The sequence below is a fragment of the Roseovarius sp. 217 genome (assembly GCF_000152845.1).
In the GTDB taxonomy this organism is placed as follows: domain Bacteria; phylum Pseudomonadota; class Alphaproteobacteria; order Rhodobacterales; family Rhodobacteraceae; genus Roseovarius.
In genome coordinates this window covers 2,290,794-2,310,995 of sequence record NZ_CH902584.1, presented here as the reverse complement: position 1 = coordinate 2,310,995, position 20,202 = coordinate 2,290,794, and the positions used below count along the sequence as shown (strand labels likewise).

22 protein-coding genes and 1 pseudogene are annotated in these 20,202 nt (G+C 60.3%); 11 read left to right on the top strand and 12 right to left on the bottom strand.

The features are described 5' to 3' along the window. Nucleotides 1-13: 13 nt before the first annotated feature. From betA to betI, 3 genes are all read right to left on the bottom strand, one after another. A complete protein-coding gene (gene betA, locus ROS217_RS11020) occupies nucleotides 14-1,672 on the bottom strand; it encodes a choline dehydrogenase (RefSeq protein ID WP_009817819.1) in 1,659 nt (552 codons plus the stop codon). A gap of 73 nt (nucleotides 1,673-1,745) precedes the next feature. Continuing rightward, nucleotides 1,746-3,254 carry a choline-sulfatase gene (gene betC / locus ROS217_RS11015; RefSeq protein ID WP_009817818.1) on the bottom strand — a complete coding sequence of 503 codons (1,509 nt, stop codon included), beginning with the start codon at nucleotides 3,252-3,254 and terminating at the stop codon, nucleotides 1,746-1,748. Continuing rightward, entirely contained in the window at nucleotides 3,251-3,838 is a 588-nt protein-coding gene (gene betI / locus ROS217_RS11010; protein WP_254656409.1) for a transcriptional regulator BetI, read from the bottom strand. The genes betC and betI overlap by 4 nt, the downstream gene beginning before the upstream one ends. 244 nt (nucleotides 3,839-4,082) lie before the next feature. On the opposite strand from betI, the gene ROS217_RS11005 reads away from it, so the two are divergent. The 4 genes from ROS217_RS11005 to choV all read left to right on the top strand — a co-directional run bounded on the left by ROS217_RS11005 (nucleotide 4,083) and on the right by choV (nucleotide 8,602). Beyond that, a complete protein-coding gene (locus tag ROS217_RS11005; protein ID WP_009817816.1) occupies nucleotides 4,083-5,636 on the top strand; it encodes an ABC transporter substrate-binding protein in 1,554 nt (517 codons plus the stop codon). Nucleotides 5,637-5,739: 103 nt separating this feature from the next. After that, complete coding sequence (gene choX / locus ROS217_RS11000) at nucleotides 5,740-6,669, top strand: choline ABC transporter substrate-binding protein (protein WP_009817815.1); 930 nt, start codon at nucleotides 5,740-5,742, stop codon at nucleotides 6,667-6,669. Nucleotides 6,670-6,740: 71 nt separating this feature from the next. Beyond that, nucleotides 6,741-7,577, top strand: a complete 837-nt coding sequence (gene choW / locus ROS217_RS10995) for a choline ABC transporter permease subunit (RefSeq protein ID WP_009817814.1) — start codon at nucleotides 6,741-6,743, stop codon at nucleotides 7,575-7,577. Beyond that, complete coding sequence (gene choV, locus ROS217_RS10990) at nucleotides 7,574-8,602, top strand: choline ABC transporter ATP-binding protein (RefSeq protein WP_009817813.1); 1,029 nt, start codon at nucleotides 7,574-7,576, stop codon at nucleotides 8,600-8,602. Before choW ends, choV begins: the two co-directional genes overlap by 4 nt. A gap of 12 nt (nucleotides 8,603-8,614) precedes the next feature. Here the strand turns inward: choV and ROS217_RS10985 are convergent, their stop codons facing one another. Continuing rightward, nucleotides 8,615-9,535 carry a DMT family transporter gene (locus ROS217_RS10985; protein WP_009817812.1) on the bottom strand — a complete coding sequence of 307 codons (921 nt, stop codon included), beginning with the start codon at nucleotides 9,533-9,535 and terminating at the stop codon, nucleotides 8,615-8,617. A 95-nt stretch (nucleotides 9,536-9,630) separates the two neighbouring features. Continuing rightward, nucleotides 9,631-10,224 carry a LysE/ArgO family amino acid transporter gene (locus ROS217_RS10980; protein WP_009817811.1) on the bottom strand — a complete coding sequence of 198 codons (594 nt, stop codon included), beginning with the start codon at nucleotides 10,222-10,224 and terminating at the stop codon, nucleotides 9,631-9,633. Between the two features lie 118 nt (nucleotides 10,225-10,342). Here ROS217_RS10980 and ROS217_RS10975 point away from each other — a divergent pair, with 118 nt between their 5' ends. Then, the gene (locus tag ROS217_RS10975) at nucleotides 10,343-11,233 is read left to right on the top strand and encodes a LysR family transcriptional regulator ArgP (RefSeq protein ID WP_009817810.1); all 891 of its coding nucleotides are present in this window, start codon (nucleotides 10,343-10,345) and stop codon (nucleotides 11,231-11,233) included. On the opposite strand, the gene dusA is transcribed toward ROS217_RS10975, so the two are convergent. The 5 genes from dusA to ROS217_RS23530 all read right to left on the bottom strand — a co-directional run bounded on the left by dusA (nucleotide 11,223) and on the right by ROS217_RS23530 (nucleotide 15,987). Further along, nucleotides 11,223-12,248 (bottom strand): tRNA dihydrouridine(20/20a) synthase DusA, encoded by a 1,026-nt coding sequence (gene dusA / locus ROS217_RS10970; RefSeq protein WP_083781539.1) that lies wholly within the window; start codon nucleotides 12,246-12,248, stop codon nucleotides 11,223-11,225. The two genes, ROS217_RS10975 and dusA, sit on opposite strands and share 11 nt — an antisense overlap. Before the next feature lie 332 nt (nucleotides 12,249-12,580). Beyond that, complete coding sequence (locus tag ROS217_RS10960) at nucleotides 12,581-13,582, bottom strand: IS30-like element ISRssp4 family transposase (protein ID WP_009817807.1); 1,002 nt, start codon at nucleotides 13,580-13,582, stop codon at nucleotides 12,581-12,583. A gap of 661 nt (nucleotides 13,583-14,243) precedes the next feature. Continuing rightward, complete coding sequence (locus tag ROS217_RS24995) at nucleotides 14,244-14,654, bottom strand: helix-turn-helix domain-containing protein (RefSeq protein ID WP_009817805.1); 411 nt, start codon at nucleotides 14,652-14,654, stop codon at nucleotides 14,244-14,246. Next, nucleotides 14,654-15,166: an Lrp/AsnC family transcriptional regulator gene (locus ROS217_RS10950; protein ID WP_217623016.1), complete on the bottom strand. Its 513-nt coding sequence runs from the start codon at nucleotides 15,164-15,166 to the stop codon at nucleotides 14,654-14,656. Before ROS217_RS10950 ends, ROS217_RS24995 begins: the two co-directional genes overlap by 1 nt. A 52-nt stretch (nucleotides 15,167-15,218) precedes the next feature. Continuing rightward, nucleotides 15,219-15,987, bottom strand: a protein-coding gene (locus ROS217_RS23530; RefSeq protein WP_157046586.1) for an IS5 family transposase whose coding sequence is annotated in 2 segments (ribosomal slippage) — nucleotides 15,219-15,666 and nucleotides 15,665-15,987 — 771 coding nt in all. Because the reading frame shifts where the segments join, the coding sequence is not laid out codon by codon here. Between the two features lie 171 nt (nucleotides 15,988-16,158). Between ROS217_RS23530 and ROS217_RS10935 the strand changes: the two genes are divergently transcribed. Genes ROS217_RS10935 through ROS217_RS10920 form a run of 4 tightly spaced genes read left to right on the top strand, consistent with a single transcriptional unit; the run spans nucleotide 16,159 to nucleotide 18,816 of the window. Beyond that, complete coding sequence (locus ROS217_RS10935) at nucleotides 16,159-16,902, top strand: YqcI/YcgG family protein (RefSeq protein WP_198134885.1); 744 nt, start codon at nucleotides 16,159-16,161, stop codon at nucleotides 16,900-16,902. Beyond that, nucleotides 16,899-17,255: a cupin domain-containing protein gene (locus tag ROS217_RS10930; protein ID WP_009817801.1), complete on the top strand. Its 357-nt coding sequence runs from the start codon at nucleotides 16,899-16,901 to the stop codon at nucleotides 17,253-17,255. Before ROS217_RS10935 ends, ROS217_RS10930 begins: the two co-directional genes overlap by 4 nt. Then, on the top strand, nucleotides 17,248-18,507 hold the full coding sequence (locus tag ROS217_RS10925; RefSeq protein ID WP_009817800.1) for an APC family permease: 1,260 nt from the start codon (nucleotides 17,248-17,250) through the stop codon (nucleotides 18,505-18,507). Before ROS217_RS10930 ends, ROS217_RS10925 begins: the two co-directional genes overlap by 8 nt. A gap of 9 nt (nucleotides 18,508-18,516) precedes the next feature. Then, the gene (locus tag ROS217_RS10920; RefSeq protein WP_009817799.1) at nucleotides 18,517-18,816 is read left to right on the top strand and encodes a hypothetical protein; all 300 of its coding nucleotides are present in this window, start codon (nucleotides 18,517-18,519) and stop codon (nucleotides 18,814-18,816) included. 72 nt (nucleotides 18,817-18,888) lie between these two features. On the opposite strand, the pseudogene ROS217_RS24390 reads toward ROS217_RS10920, so the two are convergent. Together ROS217_RS24390 and ROS217_RS10910 are read right to left on the bottom strand one after the other, a co-directional pair. Next, a pseudogene (locus tag ROS217_RS24390) lies at nucleotides 18,889-19,101 on the bottom strand (IS3 family transposase); the annotation flags it as partial. A gap of 118 nt (nucleotides 19,102-19,219) precedes the next feature. After that, on the bottom strand, nucleotides 19,220-19,447 hold the full coding sequence (locus ROS217_RS10910) for a hypothetical protein (protein WP_157046585.1): 228 nt from the start codon (nucleotides 19,445-19,447) through the stop codon (nucleotides 19,220-19,222). 99 nt (nucleotides 19,448-19,546) lie between these two features. On the opposite strand from ROS217_RS10910, the gene ROS217_RS10905 reads away from it, so the two are divergent. Together ROS217_RS10905 and ROS217_RS23525 are read left to right on the top strand one after the other, a co-directional pair. Continuing rightward, nucleotides 19,547-19,984, top strand: coding sequence for a hypothetical protein (locus tag ROS217_RS10905; protein ID WP_157046584.1), 438 nt, complete (start codon nucleotides 19,547-19,549; stop codon nucleotides 19,982-19,984). Continuing rightward, nucleotides 19,985-20,158: a winged helix-turn-helix domain-containing protein gene (locus ROS217_RS23525; protein ID WP_009817794.1), complete on the top strand. Its 174-nt coding sequence runs from the start codon at nucleotides 19,985-19,987 to the stop codon at nucleotides 20,156-20,158. Nucleotides 20,159-20,202: the final 44 nt, after the last annotated feature.

The following is a 20,202-nucleotide window of genomic DNA, read 5'->3' as shown; positions in this document are numbered from 1 at the left end:
AAAGGTTAACGGATCACCGCTGGCTCTGTGCCCAGTCGGGATGCATCCAGGGCTCTGCATTCTCGGGCGGCAGCGGGCTGCGGCCCAGCACGGCATCGGCGATCTTTTCGCCCACCATGATCGAGGGCGCGTTGAGATTGCCATTGGTGATGCGCGGGAACAGGCTCGAATCCGCGACGCGCAGACCGTCGACCCCAATCACCCGGCCCTCTGGGTCGACCACCGCCGTCGGGTCGCTGGCGCGTCCCATCTTGCAGGTGCCGCAGGGGTGATAGGCGCTCTCGGCATGCTCGCGGATGAACTCATCCAGTTCATCGTCGCTCTGCACCGCCGCACCGGGCTGAATCTCATGCCGGACAAAGGGCGCAAAGGCCTCTTGCGCGAAAATCTCGCGGGTGAGGCGGATACATTTGCGGAAATCCTCCCAATCCTGTGCGTCGCTCATATAGTTGAAGCGGATCACCGGATCATCGGCGGGATCGGCACTGCGCAGGGTCACAGCGCCGCGCGACGGGCTGCGCATCGGGCCAACATGCGCCTGAAACCCATGCCCCTCGGCGGCCGCCTTGCCATCATAGCGCACGGCGATCGGCAGGAAATGATACTGGATGTCCGGATAATCCACACCTGCCCCGGACCGGATAAAGCCACAACTTTCAAACTGGTTGCTCGCCCCCGGCCCGCTCTTGGACAAGAGCCACTGCGCCCCCACCCAAGCCTTGCCAAAGAGGTTCCAGTATTTGTAGAGGCTGACGGGCTGGCTGGCGGCCATCTGGATGTAAAGCTCCAGATGATCCTGAAGGTTCTGTCCGACGCCGGGGCGGTCGGCGACCACCGGGATGCCATGGTCCGCCAGATGCGCAGCCGGACCAATCCCGGACAACATCAAGAGTTTGGGGGAATTCAGCGAGGAGGCAGCAAGGATCACCTCTTGTCGGGCCCGCACGACCTGCTTGTGGCCCTTGATGATCACCTCGACGCCCACCGCGCGCCCCTCTTCGATCACCACGCGGGTGACAAGCCCCCGCAGCAGATCGCAAGCCTCGCGTTTCAGCGCGGGCCGCAGATAAGCATTGGCCGCCGACCAGCGCTGACCTTTGTGGACGGTCATCTCAAAGGGGCCAAACCCCTCTTGCTGATGGCCGTTGTAGTCATGCGTCTCGGGATAGCCCGCTTGCTTGCCCGCCTCGACAAAGGCGCGCACCAGCGGATTGTCCCGCTGCCCCCGGCTGACATGCAGCGGGCCATCATGGCCGCGCCAGCCCGCATCGCCGCCATGACCGCCGTCGTGCCAGTTTTCCATCCGCTTGAAATAGGGCAGCACATCGGCATAGCCCCAGCCGTCGCAGCCCTGATCGCGCCAATGGTCATAGTCGCGCGCATGGCCGCGCACATAGACCATCCCGTTGATGCTGCTGGAGCCACCAATCACCTTGCCGCGCGGACAGGCGAGGCGACGATTGCCCAGATGTGGCTCGGGCTCGCTCAGATAGCCCCAGTCATAGCGCTTCATGTTCATCGGGTAGCTCAGCGCGCCGGGCATCTGAATGAAAGGGCCCGCATCGGTGCCGCCATGCTCGATCACGAGCACGGATTTTCCGGCCTCGGCCAGACGGTAGGCCATGGCACAGCCTGCGCTGCCCGCGCCCACGATGACATAATCGGCTTGCATCAGTCTCTCTTTCCTTGCGCGCAATCCCTGCCGAAACCGGCCGAAATTGAGTATTTAAAGAACGATGAACGCATCACTCGCCCCGCGGGAAGCGCTTGCTTTCCTCCAGCACGTTGAGGTCCATGTGGTTGCGCATGTACCGCTCAGAGGCCTTTTGCAGCGGCTGGTAATCCCAAGGGTAATAGCCGCCCTTGCGCAGCGCCTCGTAAACCACCCAGCGGCGCGCCTGACTTTCGCGCACGGCGGCGTCAAAGGCACTGAGATCCCAGCGCGCCGCGGCCTTGGCCTGCAATTGCGCGAGCGTTCCGGCATGGGCGGGGTCATTCGCCAAATTGCGCAGCTCATGCGGATCGGCCTCCAGATCAAACAGCTGATCGGGATCAAGCGTGCAGCGGTTGTATTTCCACTTGCCATAGCGCAGCGACACCAGCGGCGCTTGTGACGCCTCGGCGGCATATTCCATCGCCACAGGCGCCTCGCGTGTGCCCCCCTGCCCCAGATAGACCAGCGATTGCCCTTCGGTCCAAGGGGCCACCTCGGACATATCAGCCCCTGCCAGATCGCAAAGCGTCGGGCAGACGTCGATATTGCTGACCGGATCGGTGATCAGCCCCGGTGCCATGCCGGGGGCCGAGATCATCAGCGGCACGCGGGCAGAGCCCTCGTAGAAACACATCTTGAACCACAGCCCGCGCTCGCCCAGCATATCGCCATGGTCCGAGACAAAGAGGATGATCGCCTCTTGCCGGGTGCTCTCCAGCGCCTCCAGAACCTCGCCGATCTTGTCGTCAAGATACGAGATATTGGCGAAATAGGCGCGGCGCGAACGGCGGATGTCCTCCTGCGAGATGTTGAAATTGCGCCAGTCATTAGCGTCAAAGATCCGGCGTGCATGGGCATCGTGATCCGCATAGTCCATCGCCGGAACCTCTGGCTGCAGATGGTCACAGTCCTCATAGAGGTCCCAATATTTCTTGCGCGCCACATAGGGATCATGCGGATGGGTGAAACTGACCGTCAGACACCAGGGCCGCGCGTCCAGGCCCCGCGCCAGATCATAGACTTTGGCGCGTGCGTTATACGCCACCTCGTCGTCATACTCCATCTGGTTCGAGATTTCCGCGACCCCAGCGCCCGTCACCGAGCCCATATTGTGATACCACCAGTCGATCCGCTCTCCGGGTTTGCGATAATCCGGCGTCCAGCCGAAATCGGCGGGGTAGATGTCGGTCGTCAACCGCTCCTCGAACCCGTGCAACTGATCGGGGCCGACGAAATGCATCTTGCCGCTCAGGCAGGTCTGATAGCCCGCGCGGCGCAGGTGATGCGCATAGGTGGGAATATCGGCGGCGAATTCCGCGGCATTGTCATAGACGCGGGACCGCGACGGCAGCAGCCCCGACATGAAACTCGCCCGTCCCGGCGCACAGAGCGGCGAGGCGGTATAGGCATTGGCAAAGCGCGTGGACCGCGCCGCCAACGCCTTGAGATTGGGCGCGTGCAACCAGTCGGCCGGACCATCGGGAAAGAGGGTGCCATTCAACTGATCAACCATGAAAATCAGGATATTGGGGGCGGTCATGTCAGATCCTTCTGAGGCAGGCTGGTGTCGAGGTAATGCAAGAGCACATCAATCGCGAGGCCCGGCTGCATCGGCCCTTCACGCAGCGCCTGACGGATGTAGAGCCCGTCGATCATCGCCGCGAGGCCACGCGTGAGCGTGCGCGCCTCATCGGGGGCCAACGCGCGAAAGGCGTGATGCAGGTTCGACCGCAAACGCCGCTGATAGATGTGCAGCAAACGCCGCGCCTCCTCCGAGCGCTGCGCCTGCACATAGAAATTGAGCCAGGCCGACACCATCTCGGCGCGAAATTGCACGGGCGTGAAACTGGCGCGGATGATGGCCTCGATCCGCTGGCGCGGGGTCTTGGCCATGATCAGCGCGCCGCGCACCTCCGCCCCATAGAGCGTCAGGATATGGCGCATCGCGGCCACGAACATCTGCTCTTTGGAGCCGAAATAATGATGCGCCAAAGCCGAGGACATGCCCGCCCGCCGGGCAATCTGCGCCACCGTCACATCAAGACTGCCATGCGCGCCGATCTCTGAAATCGTGGCCTCCACCAGCGCGCTGCGCCGGATCGGCTCCATCCCAATTTTCGGCATGCACCCCCTCCAAAGACCAGTTGCCAGACCGGCCTAATCGTGTTTAATTGACTCGTCAATCAATAAAAATCACAAAGGACCGCATCACAAGACATACCCCCCTGCCAGAATGGCGTTGTATTTCATGACAGCGTCATATTAGCCTTGGCAGGTATAAACCGACCGCCACGCGGCAGGGGGCCGCGGAGACCTCAAAGAGGCACAAGGACGGTTCGGGATAGCAAACCAAAGGGAGACGACCACCATGACCATTCTCAATTCTGGCCGCATCAACCGACGCGGCTTCATGGCCACCACCGCTGGCGCGGCGCTCATTGCAGGCTTGCCCCTGCGGGCCAAGGCGGCACCGTCACGCGGCGGACATCTGCGCGCGGCCATCGGCCACGGCCAGACCACCGATGTGCTCGATCCGGGCACCTATTCCAACAGCTTCACCACCTCGCTCGCCTTTGCCATCCATGGCCGGCTGACCGAAGTGGCCGCCGATGGCACGCTCATCCCCGAACTGGCCGAAAGCTGGGAAGCCTCGGACGATGCCACCGTTTGGCGGTTCAAGCTGCGCTCAGGTGTCACCTTCCACTCCGGCAAGACTGTGACAGCAACCGATGTTGCGAACTCGCTCAACTTCCACCGTGGCGAAGGATCGACCTCGGCGGCAGGGCCGTTGGTGGCTGAAATCACCGACCTTGCCACCGAAGGAGATGACACGGTTGTCATCACCCTTGGCGGCGGCAATGCCGACTTCCCCTTCTTCCTCAGCGACTATCACCTCGTGATCTGCAAGGCCGAAGGCGAAAGCATCGACTGGAAATCGGGCGATGGCTGCGGCAGCTATGTGCTCAAGGATTTCAATCCCGGTGTGTCCTACGCTGTCGAACGCAATCCGAACCACTGGCGCGATGATGTGGCATGGTTCGACACCGCCGAAGTGCTTGCCATCGTCGACCAGAACGCCCGGACGACTGCGCTCGTCTCCGGCGATGTGGATGTGGCAGACCGGCTCGACCTCAAGACCGTGGGCCTTCTGGCGCGCAATCCGAACATCCAGATCAACTCGGTCGCAGGCACCCAACATTACACCTTTGCCATGGACACCCGCGCCGAGCCCTATAACAACAACGACCTGCGCCTAGCCCTCAAATACGGCATTGACCGGCAGGAACTGGTGGACAAGATCCTGTTCGGCTACGGGTCGGTTGGCAATGACCACCCGATCGGTCGCGGTCAACGCTTCTTCAACACCGATCTGGAGCAAAAGTCCTTTGATCCCGACAAGGCAAAATTCCACCTCAAGGCGGCAGGCCTCGACAGTATCGAAGTCAAACTTTCGGCGGCAGACGCGGCCTTTGTCGGGGCCGTAGACGCGGCGGTGCTCTATCAGAGCTCGGCGGCACAGGCAGGCATCAAGCTGACCCCGGTCCGTGAACCCAATGACGGCTACTGGTCCGATGTCTGGATGAAAAAGCCGTTCTGCGCAGTCTATTGGTCCGGTCGTCCGGTAGAGGATCAGGTCTTTGCCACAACCTACAAATGCGGGGCGGCATGGAATGATACATTCTGGTGCAATGACCGCTTTGAAGAGCTGATGCTCAAGGCGCGCTCGGAGCTCGATGAGGCCAAACGCCGCGATATGTATTTCGAAATGCAGGCGATCTGTAGCGATGATGGCGGCGTGATCGTTCCGATGTTTGCCAATTACGTCTTTGGCAACTCCTCCAAAGTGGCGCATTCCGACACGCTCGGCGCCAACTGGGATGTGGACGGCATGCGCTTTGTCGAGCGGTGGTGGATGGCCTGATCCACACCGTCTGACTTGACTGCAAGGCCCGGGGGTTCTCCCCTCGGGCCTTTGCCAAACCGGGCCAAGCGCCCGCATAATCCGAAACCGGGAGAGACCTGCCATGACCTTCAAAACAACTCTGACCGCCATTGCCCTCGCCACGGCAGCCGCCGGGCCCGCACTGGCAAATTGCGACAGCGTGACCTTTGCCGATGTCGGCTGGACCGACATCACTGCAACCACGGCCGCCACCACCGTCGTGCTCGAGGCGCTCGGCTATGAGACCGACATCAAGGTGCTCTCAGTGCCGGTTACCTACACGTCGCTCGCCGCGGGCGATATCGACGTGTTCCTCGGCAACTGGATGCCCACCATGGAAGGCGACATCGCCCCCTACCGCGAGGCCGGCACCGTGGACACGGTGCGTGCCAACCTGGAGGGCGCAAAGTACACCTTGGCAACAAATGCGGCGGGTGCCGCCCTTGGGATCAGCTCGTTCGACACGATCGCGCAACACGCTGAGGCGCTCGACTCCACCATTTACGGCATCGAACCTGGCAATGACGGCAACCGCCTGATCCTCGACATGATCACAGCGGATGCCTTTGGCCTCAAGGGGTTCGAGGTCAAGGAAAGCTCGGAACAGGGGATGCTGGCGCAGGTGACGCGCGCGGATCGCCGCGAAGAGCCGATTGTCTTCCTCGGTTGGGAACCGCACCCGATGAACGCCAATCACGACATGACCTATCTGACGGGGGGCGATGACTGGTTCGGCCCCGATCTGGGCGGCGCCACGGTCTTTACCAACACCCGCGCGGGCTATGCCGCGGAATGCGGCAATGTGGGCAAGCTTCTGGAAAACCTCGAGTTCACGCTCGCCATGGAAAACGAAATCATGGGCGCGATCCTCAATGACGGGGCCAAGCCCGAAGAGGCCGCAAGCGCTTGGCTCAAGGCCAATCCGGATGCCATCAGCCCCTGGCTCGACGGCGTGACCACCAAAGACGGTGGCGATGCGGCGGCTGCGGTCAAGGCGGCACTCGGCCTCTGAACGGCCAAGGGCGGCGCAGACCGCCGCCCTTACGCCCTATTTTCCAGACAGATCAGATGTGAGGCACCCGCATGGACTGGCTGAGCGATCACAAAATCCCGGTGGGGAAATGGGCCGAAGGCTTCTTCCTCTGGCTTCAGGACAATGCAGCGGGCTTCTTCGACGCCCTCGCGGCGCTGATGGAGGGGCTGATCGACGCCTTTCTCTGGGTGCTGCAAACGCCGCATCCCTTGGTCATCATCGGCGTCTTTGTCGCCCTGACCTGGGCGTTGCAGCGCAGTTGGAAGACCTGCCTCTTCGTCATCCTCGGATTTCTCTTCATCCTCAACCAAGGCTATTGGGAAGAAACCACCGAAAGCCTCACTCTGGTGATATCCTCCTGCATCTTCTGCATGGCCTTGGGCGTGCCTCTGGGCATCGCCGCCGCCCACCGGCCCCGGCTCTATGACGGAATGCGGCCGGTGCTAGATCTCATGCAGACGCTGCCGCCTTTTGTCTATCTCATTCCCGCGATTGTGTTTTTCGGCATCGGCATGGTGCCGGGCCTGATTGCCACGGTGATTTTTGTCGTGCCCGCCCCCATTCGCCTCACGCATCTGGGCATCTCCAACACCCCGCAACCGCTACTAGAGGCAGCGCAGGCCTTTGGTGCCACCAACAGCCAGACCCTGTGGAAGGTGGAACTGCCCTACGCCCTGCCGCAGATCATGGCGGGGCTCAACCAGACCATCATGCTGTCGCTGTCGATGGTGGTGATCGGCGCGCTGGTAGGGGCGGACGGCCTCGGCGTGCCGGTGCTGCGCGCGATCAATACCGTCAACATCGCGCTTGGCTTTGAATCGGGGCTGATGATCGTCGTCGTGGCCATCGTCCTTGACCGCATGCTGCGGATGGAGGGACGCAAATGACCGATACAATCGTCAATTTCAACAAGGTCTCCATCGTCTTTGGCGATGCCCCGCAAACCGCGCTGCCACTGATGGATCAGGGCATGACCCGGCCCGAAATCCAGCAACAAACCAGTCAGGTTCTGGGCGTGCATGACTGTGACCTCTCGGTCGCACCGGGCGAAATTCTTGTGCTGATGGGCCTCTCGGGATCGGGCAAATCCACCCTTCTGCGCGCCGTCAACGGCCTCAACCCGGTGGTGCGCGGCACGGTCGAAATCCACGACGGCACTGGCATGGTGGATGTGACCCACGCCAACCCCGCAACCCTGCGCCGGTTACGCCAGCACCATATCGCCATGGTGTTCCAGCAATTCGGCCTGCTGCCCTGGCGCTCCGTGCGCGAGAACGTGGGCCTCGGACTGGAACTTGCGGGCATCCCCAAGGCCGAACGCAACACGCGGGTGGAAAAGCAACTCTCCCTCGTCAACCTCTCAGACTGGGCAGACCGCCGCGTGGGCGAGCTTTCGGGCGGCATGCAACAACGCGTGGGCCTCGCCCGCGCCTTTGCCACCGATGCGCCAATCCTGCTGATGGACGAACCCTTTTCTGCCCTCGATCCCCTGATCCGCAACCACCTTCAGGACGAACTCATCGACCTGCAAAAAACCCTCGGCCGCACCATCATCTTTGTCAGCCATGATCTGGATGAGGCGTTCAAACTGGGCGACCGCATCGCCATCATGGAGGGCGGGCGCATCGTGCAATGCGGCACGCCGCAGGATATCTTTACCAATCCCGCCACGGACTATGTGGCGGATTTCGTGGCCCATATGAATCCGCTTGGCGTGCTCTGCGCCCGTGACGTGATGGAACCGGCCATTGGCACGCCCGAAACCTGCGTCGGCCCGGATGCCAGCATTCAGGACGTGATGGAATGCGCCCAAGGGCATGATCGCCCGGTCGGCGTCACCGAAAATGGCAAACTCATGGGCCAGATCACCCGCAACCGGATCTTGGCCAAGCTGCTCGATCCGCGCGCCTGAGCGGGCGCGCGCTCAGACCTTGGTGGCCGATACCGTCGGCGTGATCCGCCGCTTCAGCACCGCCTCGCGCCAGCTGATGAAACTGACGGCGCCCACGATCACCATACCGCCCAGAACCACGAACACATCCACCCCCTCGCCAAAGACAAGCGCGCCCAAGAGCACGGCCCAGACGAGTTGCAGGAACGTCACCGGCTGCGTCACCGCCAGTGGGGCCGCGCGAAACGCCAGCGTCATCGTGTAATGCCCCGCCGTCGCCAGCGTCGCCACCGCAAAGAGGATCGCCAATTCCCACGGCGTTGGCGTGACCCAGACCGCCGCCGCCACAGGGGCCAGACCAATCGTGACCGTGATCGACAGCATCGCCACCACCACGCCGGGGCTGCTGCGGCCGGATACCACCTTGGCAATCAGGTAAGACGCGCCAAAGAAGATGGCGGTAAAGATCATCGCCAGATGCCCCGGCCCCACCTCGCGAAATCCCGGCCGCAGGATGATCAGCGCGCCGATCAGGGCCACCCCCACCGCCAAAATCCGCCGCAGCGCCAAACGCTCGCCCAGAAAAAGACCCGCGCCAAGCGTGACATAGATAGGGGCCAGATAATTCATCGCCGTCACATCCGCGATGGGAATCCGCGCCATCGCATAGAACCACAGCGCCACGCCCACCGTATGCACCATGCCGCGCGCCGCAAAAAATCCCCAGGTGCCGCGATCCAGCCGCAACCGCCAGAGCGATCCGAGCATCGGAATGAGAAACACCAGCCCCATGGCATAGCGCAAAAACGCCGCCTGCGGGGCTGGCACCCGTGTGCCCAACACCTTGACCAGCGCCGTCACCCCGACAAAGAGGATACCCGTCACCACCATCCAGAAGATGCCCCAGCCCGGTTGTGCCGTGCTCTCTGCCGTGCTTGCCTGTTGCGCGCTCATGCCTGCATTAATTCATGCCTCTGCCCGCCTGTCGAGGCTGGCTTGGCGCTTTGCCATGCGCTTTGCGCAACACACCCTGCCATAGCGCGCATAGCTCAGCCCCGCAGCAACCCAAATGCAATGGCCCACATCACACAGCCCACCCCGGCATCGAGCACGCGCCAACTGCCCGGACGGCGAAACAGGGGGGCCAACAGACGTGCGCCATAGCCCAGCGCAAAGAAAAACACAAAACTCGCACAGACCGCCCCCAGACCATAGGCAAAGCGATCCGCATATTGCGCCGACACCGATCCCAGCAACACCACCGTATCGAGATACACATGCGGATTGAGCCATGTCAGCGCGAGGCATGTCAGCACCGCGCGCCGCAGACTGCCCGCACCCTCGCCCGCCTCAAGCGCCGCGCCGCCGCGCCACGCGGCCCAGAAACTGCGCGCGCCATAGGCCAGCAAAAACGCCGCGCCGCCAAAGCGCATGATCCGCTCCAGCCCCGGCACCGCCTCGGCCAGAACTCCAAAGCCGGTCACACCCGCCGCCACCAGCACCGCATCTGACACGGCACAGACCAGCACCACCGCCAGCACATGCGCGCGCCGGAGGCCCTGCCGCAGCACAAAGGCATTCTGCGCCCCGATTGCCAAAATCAAACTCAACCCAAGCGCAAATCCCGCCAGTCCCGCCTGCATGCATCCGCCCCTTTTTCTTGGATCAAATACTCATCCGCGACCTTGCCGCCGGGGCTTGCCTATCGGTTGGCTCTTCATTACTCAAATTCAATATACTTATCTGGGATTAGATTTCTTAATGTCGCTGCCGCCCGAACATCTCGCCACCCTCACCGCGATTCTGCAAACTGGCAGTTTCGAAGGCGCGGCACAGGCGCTTGGCCTCACGCAATCGGCCATCTCGCAGCGGCTCAAGGCACTGGAAACCCGTGTCGGCGCGCAGCTCCTCCACCGCACCACCCCCTGCACCGCAACACCCGTGGGCCAGCGTCTTGCCGCCCATGCCGATCAGATTGTCCTGCTCGAGGCGCGGCTTGGGGATGATCTCTCCGGGCTGACCCCCGCGCCGCAAACCCGCCTGCGCCTCGCCGTCAATGCCGATAGCCTCGCCACCTGGCTGCCCGCGGCCTTGGCCAGCCTACCCGATCACCTCTTTGATCTGGTGATCGACGATCAGGATGTGTCCCACGACCGGCTGATGCGCGGCGAAGTTCTCGGCGCGCTCACCACCCGCGCCAGCCCCCTGCCCGGCTGCGATGTCATGGCGCTCGGACTGCTACGCTATCAGGCCATAGCCAGCCCCGATTTCATCGCCCGCCACTTTGCCACCGGGATCACGCCGGACAGTCTCGCCACAGCGCCGATGCTACAATTCAACAGCCATGACCAGTTGCAACATCGCTGGATCGCGCAGGCGACCGGCGTCGCGCTCCGCCCGCCCTGTCACCGGCTGCCGTCGTCCGAAGGGTTTGTCACCGCAGCCCGTCTTGGCATGGGTTGGGGCATGGCCCCCGAGGCGCTCTTGCGCGCGGATCTCATGCGCGGCACGCTCACCCTGCTGCGCGCAGATTGCCCGCTCGATACCGCGCTCTACTGGCAATGGAGCCGGCTTCTGGGCAAGGCGCTCGCGCCGCTCACCCGCGCCCTGCGCCGTGGCGCGCGCAATAGCCTGCGCGACCTTACAAAATAGGGGATGATTCCTTAAGGTCTGTAACCTCGGCCAAGGCCCGCTCGACCAGTTCCGGCCCCGCTCCGGGCCGCGTCGCGCCCTCTGACAGGTGCCGCCGCCACGCCCGCGCACCGGGCCGCCCGGCGAAAAGCCCCAACATATGCCGCGTAATCTGGTTCAACCGACCACCGCTTGCGAGATGCGTCTCGATATAGGGGAGCATGGCCTGCACGGCCCCTTCCGGGGTGGTGTCTGGCTCTGTGCTGCCGAATATCCGCCGATCCGCCGCACAGAGAATATCCGCCGGCTGATGATAGGCCGCCCGCCCCACCATGACCCCGTCAAGCCCTTGATCAAGTAGGCTAACGGCTTGATCCAGCGATGTAATTCCGCCGTTGATTGAGATATGGAGGTTGGGGAACAGCATTTTCATCCGCTGCACCAGATCGTAATTCAAGGGCGGAATATCACGATTCTCCTTGGGGCTGAGACCGTCGAGCCAGGCCTTGCGCGCATGAATCTGCACCCGCTGCACGCCTGCGGCGATGATCTGGGCAAGGAACTCCGGCAACACCTCCTCAGGGGTCTGATCATCCACCCCGATCCGGCATTTTACTGTTACTTCAACGGGTTGCGCGTCTATCATGGCGGCGCAACACTCGGCCACAAGGGCCGGTTCCGTCATCAGAATCGCCCCAAACCGCCCCGATTGCACCCGATCCGACGGGCAACCGCAATTGAGGTTGATCTCTGCATATCCCGCCTGCGCCCCCATCCGCGCCGCCCGCGCCAGCTCTGCGGGGTCCGATCCCCCCAATTGCAAAGCGACCGGGTATTCTTCCGGGCTATGCTCCAACAAATGCACCGCCCCTCCGCGCACCAAAGCAGGCGCCGTCACCATCTCGGTATAGAGCAACGCATGCCGACTAAGCCGCCGATGCAGATACCGGCAATGCCGGTCCGTCCAATCCATCATCGGGGCGATGCTTAGGCGGTGAGCATCACAAAGCCCTTTTTTTGTTGGAAAATCAGTCATATATGGAGGATCTCGCTCGGACGTATTTGGTGCTATCTTGGCATAATTGGGGCTATGCATCCTTATCAGTAGTCCACCGGACTACCAAATTCTTGTCGAGGACTACTGAAATGGGCTCAATCGTCGAACGCAAACGCAAGGATGGCACGATCAGCAATCGCGCGCAGATCCTTATAAAGTCGAAGGGCCGGATCGTCCACCAAGAGTCGTCACGCTTCGATCGGTTGGCGACAGCGAAAGCCTAGCTGAAACGTCGGGAAAAGGAACTTGCGACACCTGGTGGCTGTGAACTCACGCTGAAGCGCAATTTCTGTGGGGTCATTTTATCTGGATCATGGCCCTCCTTCCATCAGTTTTGCCCGGAATACCTCAGCCGGTGTTTGATACCCCAGACACTTGCGTGGGGTCGCGTTGAGGCGGTCACAGATTGACCTCAAATATCGATCTGTGAACGCCGTGGGATCAGCCTTGCGGGACAGGTAGCGGCGCAGGCGATTGTTGGTGTTCTCGACCGTTCCTTTTTGCCACGGCGACTGAGGATCGCAGAACCATGGTTCGACGCCCAGACCATCCTTTAGATGCTGCCATGCGCTGAACTCAGTGCCGCGATCAAAGGTGATGCTGCGACGCGCTTCAGCTGGCAGGGGAGACAGGTTGGCGATCAGGCTCTCCATCACCGGTTTTGACTGGCGATCCGGGTTCTTCAAAACGAGAGCAAACCGGCTGACACGCTCGACCAGAGACGTCACATTGGCTTTGCCAAACTCCTTGCGGAACATCACCAGGTCGCACTCCCAGTGACCGAACTGGTCACGTTCGGCTATCGCTTCAGGGCGGTGCGCGATGGCCAATTCATCAAGGATATGACGCCCATGATGCCTCCGAGTTCCACGTGGCCTGCGGCGATGGCGATGCATGGGTAAGTGGCGGTAGAACTTCTCAGCACGGCCGGCTTTTGAATAGGCATATCGATAGATCGTCTCGTGGCTCACACGCATCGGATGGCGTTCCAGGCGCATACGTCCTGCAATTTGTTCAGGGGACCATCCGGCGTCAAAACCACACCGCACGGCAGCCATGATCTCGGGATATAAGATCAGCTTGCGATGCACCGCACGGCGATCTTCGCTCCGATCCTGCGCGGCCAACGCATGATAGCCGTTCAACTCAGGTTGATCGTCGAAACGGCACGAGTTGCGCTTGATCTCGCGGTAGATTGTCGATGCATCTCTGCACAACCGATCAGCGATCTCTTTGATTGATATCTTCGCTTCAAGCCATTTGGCCAGATTACGCCGTTCGTCGAGGTTCAGGTGAGGGTAGCAGCGTCCCATAAATTAACTCCATGCAATTCAATACCTTGTTAAAGAAATTGCACTTCATTTGTGAATTCACCGGCCTTGACTCTGTACGCCGATAATCAGGATCAGTTGGTGACGTCATTGAAGACGACCTGAAAGCCACCGGCGGCAACATCGGCCGCACAAAGGGACAGATGTTGCGTAAGATCCGCAATGACTTTGTTATCAGTGACATTCCCTGTGATGGACTGCGTGCAAGTGACGTCACGACCTTTGCCCGGGCTTTGTAAAATGGCCGGTCCGCCGCACCAGTGCAGAACATAGGTGGTCCTGCTTTTTCGACCAGATTGCAGCCCAGTTAAGGTCGATCAGGGTTTCCTATCAGGCTGCTGTTCTCATCGGTTCAGTTTGGTTGGCATGGACCTCATCTGGGGTCAAGACGCCGTGGGTCGAGTGGGGCCGCTCGGCATTGGGAGAGGCCAGCCATTTGCCGATGCCGTCGCGGACCTGTCATCCGATCTCAAAAGCGCGCAGGTAAACGCATTCGTATTTCAGCGATCGCCAGAGACGATCAATCATGCGATCCACCTTAACAAAGGGTCCGAATTTCTGCGGCCACCCCTCCAAAACTGCGGCCCATGTCGTGGTTCGCACGGGTCAGCGCAATGCAAACCTCATAAAGATTGACTGGCCTTTACCGCTCAACTCGCCCTTCATTTTGATCCAATACGGCAAGCAAATTTAGGACGGACTGTAGAACCTCCGTGTCGCGGACGGATGCAAGGCCGGATATTATTTTCCTGCAATGCTCTGGCTTGGCAAACTGCAAGCGGTGCCATGCGCTGTCCACGGGATCGCTCCTGTCGCGACCAAGGAGCTCTTGCACTTGGTCAATCAATTCGGCGGGTGGTATGCCCAAGGCGTTGGACAGGATAAACAATCGGCTGACCGATACGCGGTTTGATCCGGATTCGTATTTTTGAAGCTGCTGGTGCGTGACGCCGCACTGCGCTGCGAGTGACGTCATGGTATGGCCTGACGCCAAACGAGTTCGCCGCAGGACCCGCCCCACGATGACATCAATATCATTCTGTTTGGAGCACATTACTGAACATCAGACCTCTCTTTACGCAAAATCACATAGTCTTTGGGTGCCGTTTCATGGATGCCTGAAATGCGCTCGCACCAGGTTTTCAGGATCATCGTTGTCGTCAGAGAGGCCACTTCGGGATGACGCGCCAACCGATCACGAAGCTCTTCCACGATGGACTGATCCGCCGCCTCGATCAGAACCCGCATGTCAATTGATCCAGATGTCGACCAGACCGACACGACTTCTTTCCAGTCCGAGATCGAGGCAAACACGATCCCGCAGATCTTGCGCCGAAGTCTCACATCGAACATGGCGCGCACGCCCGAAGGACGCACATCCAGATCGGGATCGATATCGACCGTGAAGCGGCGGATAAAACCGCGCTCGACCAACTGGTCTATATGATACGCAACGGTGGTCCGGCTTGTGCCAACAATTGCAGCCATTTCCGAGACCGTCGAGCGGCTGTTCTCACGCAACAATTCAAGAACCATTCGGCTGGTCGCGCAAAGGGGCTTGGCCAAGACGGAATCCTTGGGAGGGGCAGGTGCCATTTAGCTCTACCCTAGATGGTTTTTAGGCAGCCGACTCATAAAACTCGATCCACAGCCTGATCGATGCCAGTTTGATCATCGACAGGAAATTGCGTGAGGTCTTCTCGTATCGGGTTGCGATACGGCGGAACGAGGCTTTCAGCCTGCCAAAGAAGCGCTCGATTTTGTTGCGTTCCCGGTAGATTTCAGCATCAAATTCGGCGGGTAGTTTACGGTTGACCTTGGGAGGGATCACGTCGATAGCGCCCTGTTCCCAGATCATATCCCTGATCCAGTCTGCGTCATATGCTTTATCCGCGAGCACATGTTGTCCAGGTTGCAAGTTGTCCAGTAGCGTCTTGCACGGCGGCGCGTCATGGGCTTGACCGGGTGTCAATTCATATCGGATCGGCAGCCCATCCTGATTGGTAAGTGCATGTATTTTCGTCCCTAATCCGCCCCGTGAACGACCTAAACAGCGGCGTGGGTCTTTTTTTGAGCGTGGTGGCGGAATGATGCGCACGCACGCTAGTCCCGTCGACCATCACCATGTCAACGTTATGCGCGTCGGCGATGGCCTCCATGATCCGGTCCCAGTGGCCCGCATAGCTCCACCGGTTGAAGCGGTTGTAGACCGTGGTCGGTGGGCCGTATTGCTCTGGTAGATCAGCCCAAGGGATGCCGGTGCGCAGGACGTAGAAAATGCCGTTGATCACGCGGCGGTCATCAACCCGCTTCTTGCCACGTGTTTTGTTGGGCAAGACAGCTTTGATGAACTCCCATTCCAGATCGCTCATATCTGATCGCGCCATTTGCATTCTCCCGCCCAGTTTTGTGCGAGAGTGAATCACAAACTTATGCTTCTAAACAAGAATTAATGAGTGTGCTGCCTAGTCAAAATGAAGAGATTTCTGCATTTTGCAAGGTAGCCCTAAAGGAGTTTCCGGAAAATCTTATGCGATATGCATAAAGGAGCCTGCATGATGGGTAATCATATCTCAGTGGCCGATGTCGAAGATCATTATCCTGAGCAGAGCTGGCAGCGGCTTGTCTTCGCGGATCTCAAATCGACGCTCACCAGCACATCCCGCCCATTTCCCTGCGTCTTCGGGGCGTCCGCAATCAAGTCGCGCCAGCTCAGGGTCGCGTTTGTAGACCCGTTGACCCCCGATCACTTGGGACCGATCTTGCGTGACTATATCACGCATGCACGGGACTACGGGCGCATGACCTCTTTGGTGGTATTCGCGCGTCCGGGCCCCGTGCGCGACATGAAGAGCTACGAGGACCAACTCTGGACCTTGCTTGACGGAATGGAGCGCACGGATACGACCCCAAGACCGCCAGCGATACCCGCAGAGATCGATCACCCGAATTGGGAATTCTGCTATGCGGGCGAGCCCATCTTTGTGTCCTGCGCGACCCCTGCCCATGTCTTGCGCGCTAGCCGCAGATCGGCCACCTTCATGGCCGTGTTCCAGCCACGTTGGATATTCAAGGGGATCATGGACAGTGATGAGCCTGCCGTGCAGCGGTCCTTGCATAACATTCGCGATCGGATCATGGCGTATGACGCGGTCCCCGTATTTCCCTATCTCGGCAGCTACGGCAATCCAGAGGCCCGAGAGCATGTCCAGTATTTTATCTATGACACCAATGAAAGGCCCGCTTGCCCTTTCCATCAACTCGGACAGACCAACAGGCCAAACGAGGGAGAGGTCGCATGAACCTGAACGCTCGGTCGAATGCGCGCAACCAGGATTTCAGCGTCTTCACCTCTCGGATCGACACCGCAGATTTGGGCCCCCTGATAGAGTCGTCCTTGCCGGATCAGGGACATATCGAAGTGCGCCGCGATGTCCCCGGCAAACATCACAGCCAGCATGATAGCGAAACAGACGAAACCCTGATCGTTCTCGCGGGACATCTTCTGTGCTACTGGGACAGCGGAGAGACTATTGCGGGAACCGGCTCAGTCGTCGCATTTCCAGCGGGCTTCACCTATGGCACTGTCGCGCTCGATGAGGGCGCAACCTATCTGATCGTGTTCGACCAAATGAAAATGCCATTTGATGGATGAGATGCGCGCAACCCTCTCTCCGCTTCGCGGCGCAGCGGTGATGCTCAATATCGTATTGGGCGCAGGACTGCTCACCCTTCCCGGACTGGCGGTTCAGCACGCTGGCGAGAACGCTCTGACGGTCTGGTTGGCCTGCGCGGTTGCCTCCATACCCTTGCTTGCGGCCTTTGCCGTCATCAGCCGAAGCCACCCCGATCAAGGGGGATTGGCAAAGATCGCCGGACTCGCCTTTGGACGCTATGGATATGCGGCCACAACATTCCTGTTTCTCGGTGCAGTCCTCTTTGGATTACCGTCAATAGCCTTGACTGGCGGCTATTATGCCAGCGCTATGCTTGGTGGCTCACCGCATGTGTTCGCAGTTGGTATGTTGCTTTTTGCTGTGGCGATAAACCTGGTATCGGTTGAATGGACAAGCCGCATCAATGCGATCATCGCAAGCGTGGTGCTAGTGGCGCTTGCGGGGATCGCGCTCGTCGGCGTGACCCTCGTCAGCCCAAGCTGGGAGACCCTGCGCCCGCCACTACCTCCAACGATTTCGCTGCAGGTGTTTGGTCAGGTCTTTATGATGATTTTCTTTGCCTTCACCGGTTGGGAACTTGCTGCGAACCTCAGCGCAGATTTCCATAATCCTCGCCGCGATGTTCCAATCGCAATCGGTCTGTCTTTCTGCGTCGCTGTGCTGCTCTACGTGGTGCTTGCCGTCATCGCCGGATCTTTGGGACTGAGTGATAAGGCAGCAGCCCCCTTTGTCGTTTTGTTCGAAACACGCTTGGGATGGATGGGCGGCACATTTATCGCCGGCGTCGCGGTCATTCTGGTGATCGCAAATCTGGCGGCGGCTGTCTGGGCTGTGTCTCGCATGGTATGGGCATCGGCGGGCGAAGGGCTTTTGCCCAGGAACCTGCGGTCTTTGAAAAACGGCACCCCCTATCGCGCCGTCATCACAACAGTCAGCGCGCTCGTCGCGGTTGAGGTGATTTCCGCCGTGGGCGCGTTTGATCTGGGCGTCATGCTGGGCGTCGCGGGGCAGAACTTTCTGTTGATTTATGGCATTTCCGCTTTGGCTCTCGGGGTATCCAGCCCAAAGCGCGCCGAGAAAATACTTGCCTTGACCTGCATCACCGAGGTGCTGCTCTTGGTGGCATTCCGCGCCGGTGAGGGACTCGCTTATCCGATTTTTCTATGCGTGATCGCGATTGCGGTCGTGCGGCAAGGACATAGACCCGCAATACTCGGAACACTGGACTAGACGGCGGGCATGATGGAGACACCTAAATCGCCTGATCCCGCAAAGCCCGCCTTCGCAGAGGCCGAGATCGTATCTGTCTTACGCAACCTGTCGAATGCACGCGTTCGGCTGGTGGCGGAATTCATTGCCCAGATTGCCATGGTTCATGATCCAGACGTCGTGAAAACCTTTCTGGCATGGCGCTCTGATCCTCGGCTCGATACGCTCTTGCTGCTTGCAAGCGAACTCGACGTCGATGCCCTCGATCAACTCTTATTCAAGGCAGAGGACCTCTCCGCGCAAACGCATGACATGATGCCAGGCAAATGACCGTGGACCAACCGCGCCCGGCTTCCTTGTCACACGCTCATGTCGTGCAACAGCCTTGAAAGCCTTTGGGCGTTAACCCGGGACATATCCGGTAGGCTCGAAGGCGGTGTGAGGTGCCCCTAGTTTCCAGAGACCCGCTTCCTTCAGTTTCTGCTGTCTGACCTCGAAGTCAACGGGCGACAGCATGCCGTTGTTCGTGTGCGTGCGTTTCGGGTTGCAGACCATCTCGATGTATTCGAACACGCCCTGCCTTGCAGCGTCGCGTGTGCGGTATGTGCGGCGTCGTGCCGATGTCGGCCCGGGCCTCTCGGATCAAATCAGTCTGACGCACAGGCGCCGAAGCGCCGAGAGCGCCGTGCTGCATGGAACACGGGTGATGTGACGTGTCACGGATCAAACCTCCTCAATTCTCGCCGACGATGCGCAGATCGTAATCTGGCAGGTCGGGCGTGGTGAACTTGCCGCTATCGGCCTCGTCCTTGGTCACCACATAATGCCCCACATCCTCGCGCAGGTTCATGTAGTTGGGCGTGCCCAGCGTGGCGTAAAAGCGCAGCATGGTGATCTGTCGCTGTGCCGTCTCATCAAGCGTCTCAGGATCGAAGCCCAGAAAATCGGGGTGATCCGGCATGCCTGTCGCGTGCAGCCCGCCATCCGACAGCATCGCACCGGAATGACAGGAGGCACAAGAGAGCCCGGTGCACCCGATATGCGCGAGTCGAAGAAGAGCATGTTGCCCAAGTCCGCGCGCGCGGCGTTGACCTCTTTCGCCCCCGGCAGCGGGGAGAGCGGTGCGGCTTCGTCCGCGCCCGACATGGGCGCGGCGGCGTTGGCCGTCAGGTCGTCAGAATCTGATGGAGGTGGGTCGGGTCTGCCAGCACGGCGATGGTCGTACACTCGCGCCCCCCTCGATCCGGATCGTTGGCGGGATGGCCGTCAGGATAGCCTTGAAATGATGCGCGGTGGGGCCATCCTCGGCACGCAACGGCAGGATGGTGCTATCGACCCAATAGCTTCGGCCCGCCCGGTCGAGATTGCGCAACACCCCGCGCCAGACCGATCCCCGCACCTGCGTCGCGGGACCAACCGGACACTCGATGCGCGCGCGCTATTCCTCGATGGTGGCCCTTATGGTCTCCAGCGCGCGGCGGCCGTGGCGAGCGTATAGGTGCGTTTGATCGAGGTCACGTCGGCCCTTTCCCGCGCGCGTTACGACCGCGCCATTCACGCCCATATCGCCCGGCTGCGCAAGAAGATCGCCACACATGGCGGCTGCGAGTCGCTGATCCGCACTGGACATGGCGCTGGCTACAGTCTGGCTGCGGAGGTCTGTACCGAATAGGACACGTGTCAAACGGGCCAAATATGAGTCAAAAACACCATCGG

Coding starts and splice junctions, on each gene's coding strand:
- ROS217_RS10980 (WP_009817811.1), bottom strand. CDS start 10,224: ATGCAGGCGGGACTGGCGGGATTTGCGCTTGGGTTGAGTTTGATTTTG.
- ROS217_RS10920 (WP_009817799.1), top strand. CDS start 18,517: ATGATGGAGACACCTAAATCGCCTGATCCCGCAAAGCCCGCCTTCGCA.
- choV (WP_009817813.1), top strand. CDS start 7,574: ATGACCGATACAATCGTCAATTTCAACAAGGTCTCCATCGTCTTTGGC.
- ROS217_RS10905 (WP_157046584.1), top strand. CDS start 19,547: ATGTTGCCCAAGTCCGCGCGCGCGGCGTTGACCTCTTTCGCCCCCGGC.
- ROS217_RS10985 (WP_009817812.1), bottom strand. CDS start 9,535: ATGAGCGCGCAACAGGCAAGCACGGCAGAGAGCACGGCACAACCGGGC.
- ROS217_RS10935 (WP_198134885.1), top strand. CDS start 16,159: ATGGGTAATCATATCTCAGTGGCCGATGTCGAAGATCATTATCCTGAG.
- choW (WP_009817814.1), top strand. CDS start 6,741: ATGGACTGGCTGAGCGATCACAAAATCCCGGTGGGGAAATGGGCCGAA.
- betI (WP_254656409.1), bottom strand. CDS start 3,838: ATGCCGAAAATTGGGATGGAGCCGATCCGGCGCAGCGCGCTGGTGGAG.
- betA (WP_009817819.1), bottom strand. CDS start 1,672: ATGCAAGCCGATTATGTCATCGTGGGCGCGGGCAGCGCAGGCTGTGCC.
- ROS217_RS10910 (WP_157046585.1), bottom strand. CDS start 19,447: ATGCCGGATCACCCCGATTTTCTGGGCTTCGATCCTGAGACGCTTGAT.
- ROS217_RS11005 (WP_009817816.1), top strand. CDS start 4,083: ATGACCATTCTCAATTCTGGCCGCATCAACCGACGCGGCTTCATGGCC.
- ROS217_RS10930 (WP_009817801.1), top strand. CDS start 16,899: ATGAACCTGAACGCTCGGTCGAATGCGCGCAACCAGGATTTCAGCGTC.
- betC (WP_009817818.1), bottom strand. CDS start 3,254: ATGACCGCCCCCAATATCCTGATTTTCATGGTTGATCAGTTGAATGGC.
- ROS217_RS10925 (WP_009817800.1), top strand. CDS start 17,248: ATGGATGAGATGCGCGCAACCCTCTCTCCGCTTCGCGGCGCAGCGGTG.
- ROS217_RS24995 (WP_009817805.1), bottom strand. CDS start 14,654: ATGTGCTCCAAACAGAATGATATTGATGTCATCGTGGGGCGGGTCCTG.
- ROS217_RS10975 (WP_009817810.1), top strand. CDS start 10,343: ATGTCGCTGCCGCCCGAACATCTCGCCACCCTCACCGCGATTCTGCAA.
- ROS217_RS10960 (WP_009817807.1), bottom strand. CDS start 13,582: ATGGGACGCTGCTACCCTCACCTGAACCTCGACGAACGGCGTAATCTG.
- choX (WP_009817815.1), top strand. CDS start 5,740: ATGACCTTCAAAACAACTCTGACCGCCATTGCCCTCGCCACGGCAGCC.
- dusA (WP_083781539.1), bottom strand. CDS start 12,248: ATGACTGATTTTCCAACAAAAAAAGGGCTTTGTGATGCTCACCGCCTA.